The sequence below is a fragment of the Vibrio alginolyticus NBRC 15630 = ATCC 17749 genome, from assembly GCF_000354175.2.
In the GTDB taxonomy this organism is placed as follows: Bacteria; Pseudomonadota; Gammaproteobacteria; order Enterobacterales; family Vibrionaceae; genus Vibrio; species Vibrio alginolyticus.
Genome location: NC_022359.1, coordinates 182,542 through 200,809 on the forward strand (window position 1 = coordinate 182,542; position 18,268 = coordinate 200,809).

An 18,268-nucleotide genomic window follows, 5' to 3' on the forward strand; every position below is an offset into this window, starting at 1 on the left:
AACCATGTTTAATGCCATTCATCACGTCGCGATCATTTGCAGCGATTACCCAAGGTCAAAACGCTTTTACACTGAAGTGTTGGGTTTGAAAGTCATTGCCGAGAACTATCGCGAAGCTAGAGACTCCTACAAGCTTGACCTCGCTTTACCTGACGGCAGCCAAGTGGAACTGTTTAGCTTTCCAGACGCACCAGAGAGACCGAGCTTTCCTGAAGCACAAGGCCTGCGACATCTCGCATTTTTGGTTGATGATGTTGAACAAGTGAAAGCCTACCTAGAATCGAATGACGTTGAAGTTGAGCCAATTCGTATTGACGAATTCACAGGCAAAGCCTTCACCTTTTTCCAAGATCCAGATGGCTTACCGCTGGAAATTTATCAGAAATAAAAAGAGCCAGCACTTCGCTGGCTCTTCTACTATTCCACTCTTTGTCTGTTACTAATTCAACGCTGTTTTCAGCTTCTCGACGCGGTTGAACAACAGCCAATCCAGTGCGAGAACCGTAACAATCGCCAAACCGCCCATCGGAAACGCCAAACACAATATCACCAACGCTACTAAACCAAGTTTCCAAATGCCGTCTTGCTGAAACTTAGGTGGCGCGCCCAATGCGGCACTGCGACTTGGTCTACGAATCCACCACATCACCACACCTGTGATTGAGATTAAGATGAACGCCAAACAGAACACTACGTTGAGTACTTTGTTCAATATACTCACATCGCCTTGGTGCAATGACACACCTGCCGCCATGAACTTGGCAAATAGGCTGTAATCTTGCCACGTTACATCCACCAACAAGCGACCGGAATATTGGTCAAAGTGGCTGGTGCGATCTTGTCTTGGGTCGGAAATGTCGCCGCCCATAGCGTTAGCTGCAACGGTGTAAACGCCCGTCTCAGAGCGTGGTAAAAACAGCTTATAGCCCGTAAAGCCCATCATTTCAGCCTTGAGGATGATATCATCAATAGAGAGCGTTTCATGAGTGCCTGCGTATGCCATCTCTTCCTTCATATTGGCATGATCATGAGCGGGCTTATCTTTCGATTCTGGCACAGCAGCAAGCTCTAAGTTCCATGGCATCTCTTCTGAAGCACCGTGGTTAAGATCTTTATGTGTCAGTGTGGATTCTGGTTTCTCACCCCATGTGTAATAGGTTGGGAAGGTATTCCAAGCTTGCACCATTTTCGCCCCCCAGATCCCTGCCCACGACAATCCTGAAATCAAAAAGAACAACAGAACAAGCGACAGTACACCACCTAAATTCGCATGCAGGTCACGCATCAAAATTCGAGGGCCATTGTTAAGGCGAATTTTCAAAAAGCCGGCGCGGCTGGCGTTGTCTCTAGGTAACCAAAGGTACAAACCAGACACCAACAGCAAAATCCCCAGACTTGCGGCGATTTCAATTAGACGGTCACCTAAGTCTCCGATGAGCAACGTACCGTGAATGCTGTTCATCAGTTCATAGATGCTATCACCACGGTCAATGGTGCCTTGTACGTCTCCTGTGTAAGGATTTACTGCAACAATCAGCGAGCTGCCTTCTTGGTTTTGAATCGAGAAGCGGTTGGCCATATCAGCCGTTTTAGCAGGTACAAATTGAGTGACATTAAAATCGGGATACGCCTGCTTTACGGTTTCTAATTGTGCAGAGACAGGAACCATTTGCTCTTGTGGTGAAACTTGTAATGTCGCTTCGTATCGAGCCAGTTCGATTTCATCATCAAACAACATCACCAATCCCGTGAGGGAAAGCATGAGCATAAATGGAATGACGAACAAACCTGCGTAGAAGTGCCATCGCCACGTCATAAAGTAGATGGATTTTGCGCGTGAGGCTTCCTTGAGTTGAGGCTTTGCCGAGTTTCTCAACATGTGTATTTTCCTTTTTTCATTGTTGAACACCCAAATTCAGTCAAACGCATCCTGCACATACACATTCGTATGCGGCGCTAATTGACTTAGATTTGGGAGTACCACTGCTCGAAGTGGCAGTGTTGCTGACTATATACCCAAGTGACTTCAAGATGCTGGATTCAGAGCGTTGTCATTGATTCGAGTGCAAAGAAAACAACGCTGTGTAATAGACAACTCTTTCCAAGTTGTTTGAAGCAGCAATCGGAGCAATAACACGCTCCCGAAGGGCGAGTTGCCTTGGCTTGTATACTTTGTTGTCGATATCTTGATTTAGACCCACTAGACCTTTAAATCGCCGCCGCGTCTACAAACCAAGTCATTCTCGCTGAACCAAGCATCTCGAGGTTACTTGGGTATCGTGTAATTGTTTTTGTTATGAGAAAAGGGAAACTGGCGGCGCTCGAGGAACTGGTGTTTCAAATCGCACACTTAGAGCCAAATAAGCGTAGCTGTCAGAAGTCACCAAGCTCTGTCTTGAAAGTATCGGTGTCGTTGGAAGTGTATCGTGATGAAAAGTCGAGAAGTGGCTAAACGGACAAGGCTTGCCTTTGTGGCTGACCGAATTGTCGCCCTCTTCTATTTGGACCAACTCAAATCCGTTAAGCGTACATAGCGTCGCCCACACGCCCATGCTGTTACCATGAGCATTGATAACAGGCATCAGTGTCACTAGCACCCAACTGAGAGCACTAGCAAATAACATCGAGCGGTAAAAAGGAATTAATCTACGCATAACGGTGACTTAACAAATTTCACACAGCGTAACCAATTTTGAGTGATAGCTCAAAAACAGGATCAATAAGTGCTTGCTACCTCACAGGTTTTCTTGAATGCATCGATTGACAGTCGCAAAAAAGCCCGCCGAAATGGCAGGCTGATAATGTGTTCATTCATTACTTAGAGATAACGCGTAATCCACTGCCACGAGCAAATGCTCCGCTCAGTAGATAATTAGCCAAACAACTTGCTCCAAATGCTTGGATTGCGCTTGTCGTGGTACTCTTCACGAAGACTATCGATTTCACGCAGTTGAGCTTTTGCTTCTTGTAGCTTGCCCGCATCAAGATCCGCTTCAATCTTATCTAGCGTTACCGTCAGCTTGTTAAAGCCTTCTAAGTAAGTATCAAACTTCTCTGGTGGGTAATTACCACGCTTAGATTGTTCAACAATCGCTTGCAAGCTATCAATCGCAGATTTCATGGTTTCAACATCAGACGCTTCCGCCGCCTGTTTGAATTCCATCTTCATCTGTTTCATGTTTTGTTTTAAATCAACCGCTTCTGCCATTGCGTATGTTGAGCCAAACGCAATCGCACACCCTAGGACTAAAGGACGTAACATTTTTCACTTCTCCATTTATAGTGCCGAATTCTGTGTCGGCTTTATTCACCCAAATAACCTACGCCATAAGAGGCGAAAAACTAGCTTAGTTGAGTATTTCCGGGTCGCAGTGTAAAGCAATCTGGCGTCGGGTGCATACCTTAAATGTAATCAAGTTTATGCGTTGAGAATGCTGTCATATTCTGCAATTGGTTTACGGCCTCTCAAAGCTAAGAAAGACAAAAACTGCTGAGCGGTGTGAGTAATCACTTTCTTGCTATCAATACCCACTTTGTCCATTAACTCTCCAACCAAATCCAGATTACCAACATCGTGACAGAAATGCGCGTCACTGCCCGTGGTGAAGAAAACACCGAGATCTTTCCCGATTTGTGCAATCTCGTGGCAACGGTCTACGCTGCCTACTCGGCTGTTGCCTTTCAGCGTGGTGTTATTAATTTCAATCGCGACATTGTGCTCTTTCGCGCACGCTAAAACGGTCTGAAAATCAAAGTCGAAATTTGGATTACCAAGATGACCGAGCGCATCAATACGACCACTCTGAATGACATTAACAAGTGCTTCCGTGTGAGTTTGCTTGTTTGCAGGACGAAAAACGGGTTCATGAAAACTCGCGATCACCCAATCCAAATTTCGATCAACGCTGTCGGGAATGTCGATGTCACCTTGAGTGTTCATGATGTTAGATTCAACGCCACGAATAATCGCAACCCCCTCAAGAAAACGAGGCAGAATTTTCTGGTTCGAGAAGAACCAGTAATGAGGCGCACCCGGCATTGATTCTGCGTGATCGGTCGTGCAGAACATATCCAGCCCGTTCTCTTTTGCCAACTTTGCATTTTCAAGCAAGGTACTGTACGCGTGACCACTGGCGTACGTATGTGTATGGGTATCAACTTTAAATTCCATCATCCACTCTCTTAGGTGCGCTATCTTGCGTGCTATTGTATACCTTCAGGCAACGCATCGTCAGCCCAAGATAAGCAAGAACCCTAAGCTTGCTCTTCACTAATGGCTTTTATCAAGGGTAAAGCTTTTTCCCATCCGTGATTAAACATGGAAACAAAGTCGTTGTGAGTATGAATGGTAACATTGAGTAGTAAACGATCGTTGTTGGTATCGATCTGGTAGATCTCTCGCGATCCGATCCACCTAGATGCTAGGTCAGCATCGAGTTGTTGACGATTATCCGGATTAAAAATGGCAACATGATGAAATTCAAGTTTTTGAAGCGGTAGCACCGTATCTATGATCGCCCTTGTCCCGCCCATATCTGGATCAAAAAAAGTGATGCCACCTCCTTCTTCCCAAGCTCCTTCAAATTGAGACTGCGGTGAAAAGGCTTGTGCCCAACGTTTATACAACTCAACATCGGTTAGCACTTCCCACACTCTTTGCGGTGTCGCCGAAATTTCGACGTAATAATTTAGCGTAAGCATGATTTCTCTCCCTGAACCTTTCTTGACGCTAGCCCATACTCAAGAAAAATCAAACCACACGACCAATTTATCTACCTGCCCCCTTCATTTTCCGACAGACTAAGAAGTTCTCGCTTGTAAACCACCACTGCGATGCGCCGTAAAACGAATCCAACATGTGTTCAGTATGATTGCGAGCACTATTAAACTCATCCCGACAATTTGACTTTGACTCATTCGGTCTTCAAAAAACAGGCTCTGCCAAACCGCAGTGAACAATAAGTTAGTAAAAATGAGTGGCGCAAGTTGAGAGCCACTGCTTGCCAGTTTATATGCTTTGGAGCGAAAAACTTGGGTGTTAATGATCATCAGAGACATCATACCGATCCACAGCGTATTTGAAGAAATCTCAGGCGCCATAACACTCATATTAAGTAACGCGTCGAAGTCATTAAACAAAGTTAGCGGCAACAGAAATACGGCAGCAAAACCAAACGCCCAAAAGTTGATTTCTAGCGGCGACATATTTGTTTTACTCACTTTATATAACGTAAGCTGAGAACCAGAATTGAAGAGTCCACCAGCCAAGCCGAGCAATAAATCCGCTCGCCATGTAATCTCACTTCCACCGCCCGCCAACATAACCACACCAGTGAACGCCATTGCTAAAGCCGCCAATGTTGAAACACGAATGCGCCCTCTCATGAACAGCCTTTCAACCAAGGGAATAAATAATGGGCCAGTAGCAAACAACACAACCCCTTCAACGAGCGTTAACGTTTGTAATGACGCGATAAAGCAAAGTTGTGACAAACCGATACAAAGAGCACGCAATAAAATAGGCTTTAGCGTGCCCGATTTAGGAAAGGTAAGGTTTTTCACACGAAGTAAAATAAGCAAGATAAGCGCAGGCACCAAAAAACGTAAGAAGCTAAATAGTGTGACGGAAAGTTCGCCTGACAACTGCTTTGCTAACAGTCCAGTAACAGATAAGCTTAACGTAGACATCAACATGAAAAGGATAGATTTATTTACAGCATTCATTCAATACTCCTTAATATATGGAGCATTTTAAAAGACATCACTTATCGTAAATAGCGAATAATATTAACCATTGATGTAAGAAAAACTTACAGTTTAACTTATCTATCACCAGTTACGGTTTTTAAATTATGCGGAAACTAGTCCCCTTAAAGTCCATCTACGCATTTGTTGCAGTAGCTGAGTCTGGCAGCATGACAGAAGCAGCACATATATTAAGTGTGAGCCACTCAGCCGTAAGTCAGGCGATTAAATCGCTGGAGAGTCAAGTCAACAAGCCTTTGTTTGATCGCATAGGCAGACAAGTTCAACTCAATGCGGACGGTAAAAAGTATTACCGAAAGGTGGCACCCGCTTTAGAGCAAATTGTCGATGCAACGGAAGCACTCATCCAAGATCAGAACTTGCAACGTGTTACGCTCAATATGGTGAATTCATTGGCTCTTCACTGGTGGATTCCTCGAATGTCCGATTTACAAGGGTTTGCTCCTCAATTAGACGTTCGTTTATCAAACCTGTCTGGCAGATTCAATTTAGAACAAGAAGGTATCGACGCGGCCTTGGTGCATGGAAATCCCGAAGAATGGCAGGATTACTACTGCGAAAAGCTCAGTGAAGATGAACTGGTTTTGGTGTGCAGCCCTGAATTGTTAGCGACGACAAAGGACTCAAACATCACTCAACTCTTAAAGCAGTATCCCATCATTGAAGTTACTAACGAGCGAAGAAAAAACGACTGGAACGTGTGGCAGGACGCGACGGGTATCCAGCGACCTAAAAATAAAAACCAATCACTTTTGACATGTCGATACAAGCCGTCCAGGCCACAACTCGTCGTTTGGGGTTATTGGTCACTCATCGCTTGTTTGTGAAGGATGACATCAAATATGGTCAGCTAATCGAGCTGGGCGAACCCGTCATTAATCCTCATCAACAGCTTTACTTTGTATGCCCGCCACACAAGCTAAAGCTTGAATCGTTTCATCTGTTGCGATCTTGGCTACAACAATCATTCAACTATTAGAAACTTTTGTTAAGCACATTCACGGAAAAACTAGTATAAAGTTAGAAGAGCACTTTTCATCCAAGGATGGTTTATGAAGCAGTATCAAATATGGCTAAGCGCACTCTGTTTTGCAGTATCTTTGAGTATGACCGCTGAAGCAGAAAATGATAACCGCCTTTCAGAACAAGGGATCTCCACGGCAATTATTGGGGGTCAGCAGGCTACCCAAAACCAACTTCCTTTTTTTGCACGTCTTATTCTACATAAAACTGGCGCTAATCAGTTTGCCAATATTTGTGGGGGAACCATTGTAAACGACCGCTTCATTTTAACTGCGGCCCACTGCGTAGAACCAAGCGTTTTTACTGATGGCTGGACAATCAACGATCTACGAGTGCTAGTCAAAAACCCTACGATGAATGACGTGTTTGTTGAAGAATTCAAAGATGTTCGCTCTATCACGATTCATCCTGATTATGTGCCTAGCGATTTATGGATTAATGACATCGCTGTCCTTGAATTGACTAGACCTATCACCGATAACGTCCAATCCATCACTTTACCGCAAGACTTTGGAGACTACAGCAGCAAGTCATTTTATCAGATATTCGGTTTAGGTCAGACCTCAACCAATGATGAAAGCCCCCCTAACTATTTACGCTGGGCAGAAGTAAAACCCCTTACCGACACCCAATGCGCTTCGTTGGTAACAGGGTTTAACGCTCAGGAAAGTTTATGTGCGAATGGATTTCCTGAACGAAGCTACACTGGCATCTGTCGTGGTGACTCAGGCGGTCCTCTCACCTATCAAGACAATAATGGCATGTATCAGCAAATTGGCATTGTGAGCTACGGTTCTTCAGTTTGCGAATCCGCTGCGATTCCAAGTGTGTTTACCGAGATTTTGAACTATGCAACATGGATTGAGACCCAAACCAGCTCAGGTGTAAAAACCAGTTATAACGCCCTCTTAGCAAGTTCGGAAGATTATCATAGCGAAGGGGACTCTGGCTTTGAGCCTGTCGATACCAACACATCTGGCTTTGGTAACAACGGCAGCAGTGGCGGCGGTGCTCTCGGATCAGGGTTGATCATGCTTGGAGGCTGGTTTGGTTGGCTAAGACACCGCAGAAATTATTCGCGCTCCTAGTAGCGTCAACAAGACATCATAATATCTTGCGCTTAACGCGAGAGTTAATGATGTCTTCAATCATCTTTTGCTCTTTTTTCGCTTTTTCATAGTTCTGCTTAGTACGCCAACGATCAAGCACTTTTTCTAACCCTTGAACGCGTGCGTGCTTGTGTTCTAGCGTTTTCTGTACAGATGCACATTCCGCTTGCATAACGGCTTGCTCTTGCTCGTGGTGACGAAGCATTCTTTGTAGCATTTGGTCAACACGATTAAAGTTCATCAAAGCCGCGCTCGTCAGCGTCGGGCCGGTTCGGGTTGATTGCCCAGCGTGGCCTTTCAACGCCGACAACTGTTCCAATTGCATTGAAAGATGGGAGTGACGCTGACGCATGGCATCAAGTTGTTGACCCACACGGTCACGCTGTTTTTCTTCCATTTGCTGTAACTTGCCTACGGCTTTTAACTTGGATTTCATTTCAGCCTTGTCACTCCCATTTGATTAAGCACTTTGAAAAAGCTGCGCGAGCTCGGTCAAACTGGTTGGGTAATCTACAGACTCGTTGGCAGCTTGTTGTAGATATGCACGCAAATTTGGATACATAGCAACAGATTGATCTAACTCAGGATCTTGTCCTGGTTGATAACCCCCTAATGGCAGTAACTCTTTAACCTGAAGGTAGTTGGAGTACATTTGACGGAAGTTATTCGCAATCGTGCTGTGTGCGTCCTGCGTACAAGTATTCATACAACGGCTAATAGACGCGTTGATATCTATCGCGGGATAATGCCCTTGCTCAGCCAGTTGACGCGATAAAACGACATGCCCATCTAAGATGGCGCGCGCGGAATCCACGACAGGATCTTGTTGGTCGTCCCCTTCTGCCAATACGGTATAAATTGCCGTTAAGCTACCATGTTGATTTTCACTGTTACCCGCTCGCTCTAGGAGTTGAGGTAACACGCTGAAGACTGAGGGCGGATAACCACGAGAAGCTGGAGGCTCACCGAGCGAAAGAGCGATTTCGCGCTGTGCCATGGCGTATCGGGTTAGAGAGTCCATCAGAAGTAGAACGTCTTTGCCTTGGTCTCGGAAATACTCTGAAACGCGATGACAAAGTAGTGTCGCTCTTAACCTCATTAGCGGGGATTCATCAGCAGGAGCCGCGATAATGATCGCTTTCTTGCGCGCTTCTGGGGTTAAGTTTCTCTCGATAAACTCACGTACTTCTCTGCCTCGCTCACCGATAAGCCCGACCACAATTACATCGGCCTCCGTGTTTTTGGTGATCATCCCCATTAACACACTTTTACCGACGCCACTGCCAGCCATCAAACCAATACGTTGGCCTTTGCCTACCGTTAATAGTCCATTAATCGCACGCACGCCTACGTTGAGTGGTGTATCAACTGGGCGTCGCTTCAGTGGGTTAATCGGTTTTGGTTCAAGTGAAACTCGATCTCCCCCCTTAAGCGGTGCCCCGTCATCTAACGGCTCACCTAAACCATTCAGTACGCGTCCTAACCACTGAGAGCTTAGCTGCACGGTACTGTCACCATCAAGAGGGATGACTTTTGCACCTGCAAACAGACCGCCTAAACGGCGGATAGGCATGAGGTAAGCAATAGTGTGTTCAAAGCCCACAACTTGCGCTTCGATCATATCGCCTTCCGCGGTTTCTACGAGACAACGCTGCTCAAGCTTAAACCGACACCCTACGGCTTGTAACATTAAGCCGTTTACTTTTATCAATCGCCCTGTTACGCGAGCAACAGGGATTGAATCAAGCGAAGCCAAGGCTTCGCTCAAACGCTCACTTAATAGTTCATGGCTTAGGGTATTACTCATGCTCAGACTCTACCTGTGGAATACTGACTTCATCCAAAAGGTGTTGCTTTACATTGTCCATACAGGCTTCCAAACGAGAGTCGCAGCTCGCATCCGCTTCTGCGTCATCAGTCACTAACTGACAGCCACCAATAGGAAGCTCCGTATTAGGGACCAGTTTCCAAGATTGCGGCAAATCAGCATTGATGTGAGTAATACGCTCTAAATCTTGCGGATTTAAATGCACAGTTACTGTTTCCGCTTTACCAGGCATGGCAGACAATGTCTCGTCCACCAAAGCTAGGATCTGCTGAGGCATTAAAGTGAGCTCGGCACGAATCACTTGCTGAGCTACCTTTTGTACCAGTTCACAAATCATATGGCGTTGTTGCTGTTCTTTTTCATCTTGCCAACGAGAAAGGGCGTGAAAAAGTTCATTGACAGGCTTCGCCGCCTCCAAAAAGCCTTGCTTTCCAGACTGCTCACCGGAAACAAAGCCTTTTTGGAAACCTTCTTTTTGGCCTTCCAACAGACCTTGTTGCTTGCCCTGTTCGATACCTTGGCGTAAGCCTTCCTCATGTCCTTGTTGCAAACCTTGTTGAAAACCTTCTTCAAGTTGCTGTTGGATATCAATTTGAGGTTCTTGCCAGCCTTGGTTATCTAGCCCGAATTCGTCTTCGATAGTCTTAGGTTGCGCTAAAGGCGGAAAACGGTGTAAACGATACCCGTTCGGAGGCAATCGCATAGTACTTGATTTTGTCTCTAGCATGACCTTACTCCACCGTTGGCTCTTCATAGAGAAGCAGCTGAACTTCACCAGATTCATCCAGCTCACGTACCATTTGCATGATATCTTGACGTGCTTTTTGAACTCGACTTAACGCAACAGCACCGCGTGCGTCCATGTCATCTTCTAGCGCTTTCACCATACGTTGCGGCATTGAACGCTTAATAGCTTGTTGTAAGGTAATATCGGAACCTTTTAGCGCAACAGCCCACAACTCTAGCGGGATTTGCTGCACCAACATGTCCATAGTTTCTTCGCGTTGTCGGCCAAGAACCATAAAGTCGAACATGTTTTCTTCAATTGCATTAACAACATCTTCATCATGCAACTTCAGCATTTCCATCAATGAACCACGGTCACCTTCAAAGCGGTTAATGATATCTGCTGCTTGCTTAACACCTGATAACGGCGTGCTTTGACTTGCGGATACTTTTTCGATGCAACGCTCAACGAGTTCATGCAAATCAACGGCAACTTGATGATCGATATCTTGCAATTGAGCAATACGGAACAAGATTTCGTCATGGTAATCTTGTGGCAAGTGCTTCAATACCGCTGAAGAGCTGTCTGCTGGCAAATACGCTAGAAAAATTGCTTGCATTTGTGGGTGCTCGTTCACAATGAAACGAGCGAGAGTTTCTGCTTCCACCCACTGTAAGCGCTGCATATTGTTGCGAATTTCATCGCCATATAAGGTATTTAATAACCCTTTTGCCAAATCGTTACCCAATGCTTTACGCAATGTATTAGATAGGTATTCCTTAGAGGCTCCTCGAATACCGCTGTGCTCACGGAAATCTTCAAAGAAAGTTTGAATAACACCACGAGCAGAATCGCTCTTAATGCCATTTAACTTCGCCATTGCACGAGTCACACGCTGGGTTTCATCACGGCTAAAGTGTTGCAAAACCTTCGCTGCGGCATCCTCGCCCATGCCTAATAGCACGAGCGCGGTTTGTTCAACATAACTAAGCGTCTGCTTTGATAGAACTGTGTTCATTGATGTTTACCCATTGTTTCAGTATTTCGGCTACGCGCTCTGGCTCTTCATTAGCAATAAGCTGTAGGTGTTTCAATTGAATTTCTAATGGCGAACCTGCTGGTGGTAGCATGTCGCTGTTTACATCTAAACCTGAAGAGGCTGAGATGCCTTTTTCAGATAGGCGGCGATCAAGTACTTCTTCATGCTCGCGCTCTTCACGCGTTTGCAAGTTTTCGTAGTCAGGTTCTTCCTGAGGCTCAGCAAAATTTAGCTCAGGCACAGGTTTATCAACGCCAGTTAGGTGCATGATTAATGGACGCAGTACGAAGAAGATCATCGCCAAGCCTAACAAGCCACCAATAACGTAGCGTATTGGCTGCTGTACTGTAGGGTCTTGCCACCACGGCAGTGCAGGAGGAGCATCAATTTCGATTGGGGTGAAGTTGAAACTCATTAAACTTAAGCTGTCACCACGTGTGGCAGAGATACCAACAGCATCCATGATCATGTTTGAGATTTGCTCTTTATCGGCTTCACTCCACGCCACACCATCTGGCGAAGCTTTGGAGTTCAACAGAACCGATACACTAAGCTTTTCTATTTGGCCTTGTTGGTATTGAGTACGACGAACACTGCTCCCTACAGCATATTGACGATTCACTTCAGATCGCGCATTCGTGTTTTGGCTATCGTTCGTTTCCACTTCACCAGATCCTGTCACTGGCGGTTGGTTACTTAGAGAACCAGGAACACCCAACGCAATTTGATCAACCGAGTTGTTATGAATGGTGTGCTCATTACGCACAACCGGTGCGTTATCCAAAATTTCTTGTGTTTCTTCAACTTGGCTAAAGTCCAGATCGGCAGCGACTTGTACTCGGAAGTTACTCGGCCCCACAATCGGCGTAAGCATATCTGCTGCGCGTTGGATGATCTGTTTTTCAACACTCTTCTGGTATTCAAGATATTTCGCGTTTACTTTACCGGCTTCCGCAGAAGCGACATCCGCACTAAGAAGACGGCCATACTGGTCAATGACAGAAACAAATTCTGGCTTCATTGCCGTGACACTGCCGACCACTAGGTTAATGATCGCTTCAACTTGTTCAGGCTTTAAGTCTTCACCAGGTTTGAGCTCAAGCATGACAGATGCTGAAGGATTCTCACTGTTTTGGCGGACGAATAGAGTTTGACGAGGTATTGCTAAATGAACACGCGCGTTCGCTACTGAGTTCAAAGACATGATAGTACGTACTAACTCACCTTCTAAACCATGACGATAACGCGCTGTTTCCATAAATTGGCTCGTACCAAGAGAGCTATCTTCCTTGAGCGAATCCAAACCTGTCGGCAGCTTAGCTTTAACACCTTTTGATGCAAGCAACATGCGTACCTTCGCAACCTCACCTTCTGGTACAAGAACTTGTCCATTTTGCTCTTGCATGCGGTAGCTTACGCCTTCGCTTTCTAATACCGACACAATTTCGCCGATATCAAAACGCTCTTGTTGACTATATAGCGGACGAAAGCTCTGCGAGGAACTCCATAGTGCAACCACAATAATCGCTGCAACAATCGCAGCTAACACCGCAGATAGCACTAAGTTTCTCTGACTGCTAGACCAGATTTGCTTCAGCTTCGTTGTCACATCGTCCATGCCGTTGGCAGTAGAAAATGTCTGTGCTGTGCCGGTAGCCATAGCTGTGTTTCCGGCGACTTGGGGGGTTAGTTCTGACATGAATTACACCGGCATCTTCATAATATCTTCAAATGAGGTCACGACTTTGTTGCGCACTTGCATCAAAGCATTAAAGGACAAGCTGGCTTTTTGGCTCGCGACCATTGCACCAACTAGGTCATCACTTTTTCCTGTTTCTACGGCCGTCATTTTTTGACTAGCCACTGATTGATGTTGATTCACTGTATCCAACACATTTGTCATCGCTTGTGAGAACGATAAAGGTGCGTTTAGTGATTGTTGATCTAAAGGATTTGCACTCACGATAAACTCTGGCGGCTGCACTTGTGCCTGCATCGCCTGCATTTTTGACAACATAAGTTGCTCTGCCGAGACCGCATGAGTAGGTTGACTTGCCATCTATTTTTTCTCCTATTAGGCAGCCGAGCCTAGTGCCGACTGTAAATCAATACCATGTTCTCGCATTGCTGCGAGCTTGTAGCGTAGCGCTCGAGTAGAGACTCCAAGCGCGTTTGCGGTTTTCGTTCGGTTTCCACCAAACTGACGTAACTTTTCCAAAATAAACTGATATTCAGCTTGCTTCTTCGCTTCTACATGACCAAAACTTGCAGTTGGCTCTGCTGTAGGAACTGACGCGACAAGCTCAATAGGCAGCATCAGGTCATGGGCTGTAATGTAATCACCATGACGCATGACCAAAGCGCGTTGAATGACATTTTCCAACTCACGAATATTGCCCGGCCAGTGATACTGACTCAGCGCACTAATCGCATCTTGGGATAGGTGACAGCGGCTGCTATCTTGATACTTTTCAATAAAGAATTGGCTAATTGGTAGAATGTCCTCTTTTCTTTCACGCAAAGGCGGCCAGTGCAGAGGCAGCACATCTAATCGATAATAAAGATCTTCACGGAACGTGCCTTTTTGAACTTCCTCACGTAAGTCTTTGTTGGTTGCCGCAATAACACGAATATCGAGCTGAACGGCTTTATGGCTACCAACACGTTCTACTTCACGCTCTTGAAGGACGCGTAACAATTTCGCTTGAACCGCAGGTGACATTTCACCAATCTCGTCAAGCAGAATCGTCCCGCCATTTGCTTCTTCAAACTTACCGCTTTGAGAATTTGTCGCTCCGGTGAACGCGCCTTTTACATGACCGAATAGCACAGCCTCTAACATTGACTCTGGAATGGCGGCACAGTTAACCGCCACAAATGGACCATTGATACGCGGAGAGTGCTCATGCACATATCGCGCCAGCACTTCTTTACCCGTTCCCGATTCACCTGTAATAAGCACACTCGCGTTAGTACATGCTGCACGATGCGCCAATTGCAGAACTTGTTTGCTTCTCCAAGACTCCGCAACAATGTTGGCCATTGGCTTACCTAACGCTTCAACACGTTTAAGCAGATTAACCAACTGATTAGATTCAAACGGGCGTAATAGATAATCAGTAGCGCCCGCTTTCATCGTCTCAGCAGCCAAGATGCCTTGTTCTTGGTCGACAATCGCAATAACAACACCCGAATTTCGCTGCTTTTGGTGACACGCGACAAACTCACGAACACACATATCCGGCAGCGTAGAGCTCACTAAAGTGATTTCTGCTCGCTCTTCAAGCAAAGCGCCTCGACCAGTACGAGTGTGTTTCGCGGTGTAACCTGCATTTTGCAACACATCCAATACTGGTTGAGCAAGAGCTTCATTTGGCTCAACCAACAAAATTTTCGTTTTCGTCATCATTGAACCTTAACTTTCGTTTGTTGATTTTGTGATTGTAGATCTGGGTGGTGTTTCGTAGCCGTATACTCGTTGTCCCTCACTAAACGCAGGGTGACACGTCGGTTTTTTGCTTGGCCATTAACCGAGTTATTGCTGGCAATTGGGTAACGTGAACCATGAGCTCGTGTTTCGATCATCGACTCGTCGACCCCAAGCTCAATCAAAGCATTGGTGACTTGCTCTGCTCGAGTACGTGACACAGAAAGGTTCGTTAAACTTGAACCAACGTTATCGGTGTGACCGTCGATGAGGATTTTGGTCACTCGATCATCCACAGATACATAGCTATACAGCGCTTCTAGTGTTGCTTTCTGTCCACGACTTAACGTCTTCTGACCAAACTCAAATGAGAGCGCCATATCCCTTGCCTCTGAAAAAGACAATTTAGGCAATCGCGCGCGACACGCATTAAATGATTTCAATGCGTTTTGAATTTGAAGAGTAGGAATCACAATCTCTGAAACAGAGGAAGCATTACTTCCTTTAAGTGACAGCGTCACCCAACTACCCGAAGCAATTGAATCCATGAATTCTTCAGCGCCTTTATTAAAGATGAAACGCTGAGACGGCTTAGTAAATTCAAGGGAACCAAATTCTTTTCTATAAAGCTCATCACCCCAAGGAGCATTTTGAGTTGTTAAAGCAATCGTTTTCCATTTATTGTTTTCATATTCTATATCGGAAATAAAATAGAATTTATTATTAGGTTCCGCTAGGAAATAAAACTTCCCATAGTCTTTATTTGATTGCAACAAGTTGCATTTGAATTTATTTCCCTCATATGTCCATTTAGAGAGGTCCATAGGGATTGTTAAGACTTCTTCTGAATATGACACTTTTGAAAAAATAAAACTGATAACAATAATTGTGTTACAAATTATCAAACGGACATGATTCATGTATATCTTACATTCCCATGACTTAAACCGTTTAATTAAATATGCCACCAAGCCGAGAGAACTGGCATAGCTAATCATTTTAATTACCTATTCTGAATATTAAAATTGGTTACAAAACGCTCAAGAGAGCACGCTTAGCCTCCAACGGAAGCTTTAAGCATAAAAAACAGTATCTTATAATTTATTTATTTGAAGTTGTTGTTACGCCATAAAGGCAATTTAAAAAATCTATAACAACTAAAACGCTCAACATTGTTATTTTATTTATTAAGCGATTTATAAAGAAAACTAACTCTTTTTAAATTTCATTAAAAGATTATGACTATATGAACAAAGCAACATGTGAACTAAAGTCACAATCTTAGAGTTTGGAGCTAAAAGATCATTAAAATTTCTGTGTAGACTACACGCCATTAAGTTAAAACACTTTCGATTGTTAACGCACGGTAAAATATAAATGGAAAATAGAGTTAGCGAGCCTATTTCTGATAGTCAACTACTTGATGTAGAATTATTAGGCAAACCTATTCATATCATTCGTGAGAAGCTCGATAATTTAATTTCAGAATCTTGCTCAAATCTTACGACTGAATTACAAAATTGGCTCAGCACAGGAAAAGTGGAAGCTAGCTTAACCTCAGTAGACTTGCACCGCTTTACATCGGTTGAGATGGACAAAGAGCAAACGTCGACCTATCAACATCAGGAAGGCGGCATGGTATTCATCCATGGTAACCCCCACACGCTAATAAAGTTGGCTGATAGATTTTATGGTGCAAGTGCAGAGCGCTCAGCCGCTACTCTGACGGCCAGTGACTTACGTTTACAAGAGCGCATCAGTCGAATCATCATCGGTTGGCTTGCTCCTGGTGAAATGTGGGACACGGGTGAGTATGAGACCCCTAGAGGTATTGGCATTAACGTTCAATTAAACATTGCGTTTGACGATCATCAAGGCTCAATTCATCTCAAGCTAGATGGTCATCTTATTCAAACGCTAATCGAGCAGCTTGAACTGCAGCCTGATACCGATTTGTTTCAACCTTTCTGTCGTTCTTTAGAGACGACCCCCGTTCGACTGAACGTTGTTCTAAGTAAAAAGAAGATGCCTTTAAGTGATGTGGTTGGCTTACAACCCAACGATATTTTACCTATTGAGCTTCTTAACACGGTTCCAGTAAGCATTGGCAACCAATCTCTATTTACAGGTCGTATTGCCGAGCAAGACGGCCAACTTGTTTTGATCTTTAACCCTGATAAGGAACCGCAGCGATGAGCGAAGCGCTAGAAACTAATGCATTCGACGCAGAAGAACTGAACTTTGATGATTTTCAATTAGAAGACTTTGAAGCCGAAGATACGCTCCAACAAGAACCAGCCACTGCGGAACGTGACCTTAGCTTTTTCAAAAGCATTCCTGTCACAGTCACGCTGGAAGTTGCGAGTAAGGAGATCCCACTTGGGGACTTAATGAAAGCGGGTGAAGGCACGGTTATCGAGTTGGAAAAGCTCAATGGCGAGCCTTTAGACGTGAAAGTAAACGGTTCTCTTATGGGCCACGCTGAAGTTGTCGTTGTCAATGATAAGTATGGACTTCGTCTGATCGATGTACATGACTCTGCATTGAGTGGCGTTGGTCAATAATCTTAGGTAGGCATCACAATGAAAAATCTGAGCGCTTGGCACCGTTGGTTACCTCTTTTGGTATTGGTGTCACTTTTGTTTGCTTTCCCAACAATGGCGGCTGACAACGGCTTAACTATCTTGTCCGTTTCTGATGGCGACACACAACAAGAATACAGCGTTAAACTGCAAATTCTGTTGTTGATGACGGCGCTCAGTTTTCTTCCAGCATTTATTTTGATGGCGACGAGCTTTACTCGAATTGTCGTTGTCCTTGCGATTTTGCGCCAAGCTCTTGGTCTTCAACAAAGCCCACCTAACAGAGTGTTGGTCGGGATCGCTCTCGCATTGACGTTACTGATTATGCGCCCTGTCTGGAGCGATATTTATGAAAATGCGTTTCAGCCATACGACAACGGCGAAATCACGCTAATACAGGCTTTTTCTGTTGCAGAGAAACCAGTGAGAGAGTTCATGTTGGCACAGACGCACCAAAGCTCTCTTGAACAAATGTTACGTATTGCCAATGAGCCTCTCGACCAAAACGTTGAGGATATTTCATTTGCCGTTGTCTTGCCTGCATTTGTCATTAGTGAACTGAAAACCGCCTTCCAAATTGGTTTTATGCTTTTCATCCCGTTTTTGGTCATCGACTTGGTTGTCGCCAGTGTCCTGATGGCAATGGGTATGATGATGCTATCACCTTTGATTGTCTCACTTCCCTTTAAGTTGGTGGTATTTGTACTCGTGGATGGTTGGGCAATGACAGTTGGCACCTTATCTGCCAGCTTCGGTTAACTAGGAGC

General features: G+C 44.9%; 19 protein-coding genes and 1 pseudogene. 6 read left to right on the top strand and 14 right to left on the bottom strand.

Going from position 1 to position 18,268, the window contains the following annotated elements; all coding sequences use genetic code 11:
- Positions 1-4 precede the first annotated feature (4 nt).
- Positions 5-388, top strand: a complete 384-nt coding sequence (gloA2, locus tag N646_RS16105; RefSeq protein ID WP_017820528.1) for an SMU1112c/YaeR family gloxylase I-like metalloprotein — start codon at positions 5-7, stop codon at positions 386-388.
- Positions 389-439: 51 nt separating this feature from the next.
- On the opposite strand, the gene N646_RS16110 is transcribed toward gloA2, so the two are convergent.
- The 6 genes from N646_RS16110 to N646_RS16130 form a co-directional block, all read right to left on the bottom strand.
- Positions 440-1,879: a PepSY-associated TM helix domain-containing protein gene (locus tag N646_RS16110; protein WP_017820529.1), complete on the bottom strand. Its 1,440-nt coding sequence runs from the start codon at positions 1,877-1,879 to the stop codon at positions 440-442.
- Positions 1,880-2,294: 415 nt separating this feature from the next.
- Positions 2,295-2,654: a hypothetical protein gene (locus tag N646_RS23865; protein ID WP_080276971.1), complete on the bottom strand. Its 360-nt coding sequence runs from the start codon at positions 2,652-2,654 to the stop codon at positions 2,295-2,297.
- Between the two features lie 218 nt (positions 2,655-2,872).
- Entirely contained in the window at positions 2,873-3,262 is a 390-nt protein-coding gene (locus N646_RS16115) for a cytochrome b562 (protein ID WP_021035869.1), read from the bottom strand.
- A gap of 156 nt (positions 3,263-3,418) precedes the next feature.
- A complete protein-coding gene (locus N646_RS16120; protein ID WP_031777170.1) occupies positions 3,419-4,171 on the bottom strand; it encodes a phosphatase in 753 nt (250 codons plus the stop codon).
- 83 nt (positions 4,172-4,254) lie between these two features.
- Positions 4,255-4,701: an SRPBCC family protein gene (locus N646_RS16125; RefSeq protein ID WP_005375065.1), complete on the bottom strand. Its 447-nt coding sequence runs from the start codon at positions 4,699-4,701 to the stop codon at positions 4,255-4,257.
- A gap of 99 nt (positions 4,702-4,800) precedes the next feature.
- Positions 4,801-5,724 carry a DMT family transporter gene (locus N646_RS16130; protein ID WP_017820531.1) on the bottom strand — a complete coding sequence of 308 codons (924 nt, stop codon included), beginning with the start codon at positions 5,722-5,724 and terminating at the stop codon, positions 4,801-4,803.
- Positions 5,725-5,852: 128 nt separating this feature from the next.
- On the opposite strand from N646_RS16130, the pseudogene N646_RS16135 reads away from it, so the two are divergent.
- Together N646_RS16135 and N646_RS16140 are read left to right on the top strand one after the other, a co-directional pair.
- Positions 5,853-6,745, top strand: a pseudogene (locus tag N646_RS16135) (LysR substrate-binding domain-containing protein).
- A 127-nt stretch (positions 6,746-6,872) separates the two neighbouring features.
- A complete protein-coding gene (locus tag N646_RS16140) occupies positions 6,873-7,877 on the top strand; it encodes a S1 family peptidase (protein WP_031777169.1) in 1,005 nt (334 codons plus the stop codon).
- A gap of 16 nt (positions 7,878-7,893) precedes the next feature.
- Here the strand turns inward: N646_RS16140 and fliJ are convergent, their stop codons facing one another.
- The 8 genes from fliJ to N646_RS16180 are packed head-to-tail and all read right to left on the bottom strand — an operon-like array spanning position 7,894 to position 15,917.
- Positions 7,894-8,334 carry a flagellar export protein FliJ gene (fliJ, locus tag N646_RS16145; protein WP_017820533.1) on the bottom strand — a complete coding sequence of 147 codons (441 nt, stop codon included), beginning with the start codon at positions 8,332-8,334 and terminating at the stop codon, positions 7,894-7,896.
- Positions 8,335-8,358: 24 nt separating this feature from the next.
- A complete protein-coding gene (fliI, locus tag N646_RS16150) occupies positions 8,359-9,705 on the bottom strand; it encodes a flagellar protein export ATPase FliI (protein WP_005375057.1) in 1,347 nt (448 codons plus the stop codon).
- A complete protein-coding gene (fliH, locus tag N646_RS16155; RefSeq protein ID WP_017820534.1) occupies positions 9,698-10,453 on the bottom strand; it encodes a flagellar assembly protein FliH in 756 nt (251 codons plus the stop codon). The genes fliI and fliH overlap by 8 nt, the downstream gene beginning before the upstream one ends.
- Before the next feature lie 4 nt (positions 10,454-10,457).
- A complete protein-coding gene (locus tag N646_RS16160; protein ID WP_005375048.1) occupies positions 10,458-11,471 on the bottom strand; it encodes a flagellar motor switch protein FliG in 1,014 nt (337 codons plus the stop codon).
- Entirely contained in the window at positions 11,440-13,191 is a 1,752-nt protein-coding gene (fliF, locus tag N646_RS16165) for a flagellar basal-body MS-ring/collar protein FliF (RefSeq protein ID WP_005384024.1), read from the bottom strand. Before fliF ends, N646_RS16160 begins: the two co-directional genes overlap by 32 nt.
- A 3-nt stretch (positions 13,192-13,194) precedes the next feature.
- Positions 13,195-13,551: a flagellar hook-basal body complex protein FliE gene (gene fliE / locus N646_RS16170; RefSeq protein WP_005375045.1), complete on the bottom strand. Its 357-nt coding sequence runs from the start codon at positions 13,549-13,551 to the stop codon at positions 13,195-13,197.
- A gap of 15 nt (positions 13,552-13,566) precedes the next feature.
- Positions 13,567-14,898 (bottom strand): sigma-54 interaction domain-containing protein, encoded by a 1,332-nt coding sequence (locus N646_RS16175; protein ID WP_017820535.1) that lies wholly within the window; start codon positions 14,896-14,898, stop codon positions 13,567-13,569.
- Positions 14,898-15,917 carry a MotY family protein gene (locus N646_RS16180; protein ID WP_021707593.1) on the bottom strand — a complete coding sequence of 340 codons (1,020 nt, stop codon included), beginning with the start codon at positions 15,915-15,917 and terminating at the stop codon, positions 14,898-14,900. The genes N646_RS16175 and N646_RS16180 overlap by 1 nt, the downstream gene beginning before the upstream one ends.
- Positions 15,918-16,296: 379 nt before the next feature.
- On the opposite strand from N646_RS16180, the gene N646_RS16185 reads away from it, so the two are divergent.
- From N646_RS16185 to fliP, 3 genes are read left to right on the top strand one after another with little or no spacing between them, the layout of a single operon-like run.
- Positions 16,297-17,115: a FliM/FliN family flagellar motor switch protein gene (locus N646_RS16185; RefSeq protein ID WP_005375039.1), complete on the top strand. Its 819-nt coding sequence runs from the start codon at positions 16,297-16,299 to the stop codon at positions 17,113-17,115.
- Entirely contained in the window at positions 17,112-17,483 is a 372-nt protein-coding gene (fliN, locus tag N646_RS16190) for a flagellar motor switch protein FliN (protein ID WP_005375038.1), read from the top strand. Before N646_RS16185 ends, fliN begins: the two co-directional genes overlap by 4 nt.
- Positions 17,484-17,501: 18 nt before the next feature.
- Positions 17,502-18,260, top strand: coding sequence for a flagellar type III secretion system pore protein FliP (gene fliP / locus N646_RS16195; protein WP_005375037.1), 759 nt, complete (start codon positions 17,502-17,504; stop codon positions 18,258-18,260).
- Positions 18,261-18,268: the final 8 nt, after the last annotated feature.

What these genes read in the sequence shown, in the direction of transcription:
- fliJ (WP_017820533.1), bottom strand. Translation starts at nt 8,334, where the DNA reads ATGAAATCCAAGTTAAAAGCCGTAGGCAAGTTACAGCAAATGGAAGAA.
- N646_RS16185 (WP_005375039.1), top strand. Translation starts at nt 16,297, where the DNA reads ATGGAAAATAGAGTTAGCGAGCCTATTTCTGATAGTCAACTACTTGAT.
- N646_RS16125 (WP_005375065.1), bottom strand. Translation starts at nt 4,701, where the DNA reads ATGCTTACGCTAAATTATTACGTCGAAATTTCGGCGACACCGCAAAGA.
- N646_RS16160 (WP_005375048.1), bottom strand. Translation starts at nt 11,471, where the DNA reads ATGAACACAGTTCTATCAAAGCAGACGCTTAGTTATGTTGAACAAACC.
- N646_RS16175 (WP_017820535.1), bottom strand. Translation starts at nt 14,898, where the DNA reads ATGACGAAAACGAAAATTTTGTTGGTTGAGCCAAATGAAGCTCTTGCT.
- fliI (WP_005375057.1), bottom strand. Translation starts at nt 9,705, where the DNA reads ATGAGTAATACCCTAAGCCATGAACTATTAAGTGAGCGTTTGAGCGAA.
- fliP (WP_005375037.1), top strand. Translation starts at nt 17,502, where the DNA reads ATGAAAAATCTGAGCGCTTGGCACCGTTGGTTACCTCTTTTGGTATTG.
- fliF (WP_005384024.1), bottom strand. Translation starts at nt 13,191, where the DNA reads ATGTCAGAACTAACCCCCCAAGTCGCCGGAAACACAGCTATGGCTACC.
- fliN (WP_005375038.1), top strand. Translation starts at nt 17,112, where the DNA reads ATGAGCGAAGCGCTAGAAACTAATGCATTCGACGCAGAAGAACTGAAC.
- N646_RS16180 (WP_021707593.1), bottom strand. Translation starts at nt 15,917, where the DNA reads ATGATTAGCTATGCCAGTTCTCTCGGCTTGGTGGCATATTTAATTAAA.
- fliE (WP_005375045.1), bottom strand. Translation starts at nt 13,551, where the DNA reads ATGGCAAGTCAACCTACTCATGCGGTCTCGGCAGAGCAACTTATGTTG.
- fliH (WP_017820534.1), bottom strand. Translation starts at nt 10,453, where the DNA reads ATGCTAGAGACAAAATCAAGTACTATGCGATTGCCTCCGAACGGGTAT.
- N646_RS23865 (WP_080276971.1), bottom strand. Translation starts at nt 2,654, where the DNA reads ATGCGTAGATTAATTCCTTTTTACCGCTCGATGTTATTTGCTAGTGCT.
- N646_RS16120 (WP_031777170.1), bottom strand. Translation starts at nt 4,171, where the DNA reads ATGGAATTTAAAGTTGATACCCATACACATACGTACGCCAGTGGTCAC.
- N646_RS16140 (WP_031777169.1), top strand. Translation starts at nt 6,873, where the DNA reads ATGACCGCTGAAGCAGAAAATGATAACCGCCTTTCAGAACAAGGGATC.
- N646_RS16115 (WP_021035869.1), bottom strand. Translation starts at nt 3,262, where the DNA reads ATGTTACGTCCTTTAGTCCTAGGGTGTGCGATTGCGTTTGGCTCAACA.
- N646_RS16130 (WP_017820531.1), bottom strand. Translation starts at nt 5,724, where the DNA reads ATGAATGCTGTAAATAAATCTATCCTTTTCATGTTGATGTCTACGTTA.
- N646_RS16110 (WP_017820529.1), bottom strand. Translation starts at nt 1,879, where the DNA reads ATGTTGAGAAACTCGGCAAAGCCTCAACTCAAGGAAGCCTCACGCGCA.
- gloA2 (WP_017820528.1), top strand. Translation starts at nt 5, where the DNA reads ATGTTTAATGCCATTCATCACGTCGCGATCATTTGCAGCGATTACCCA.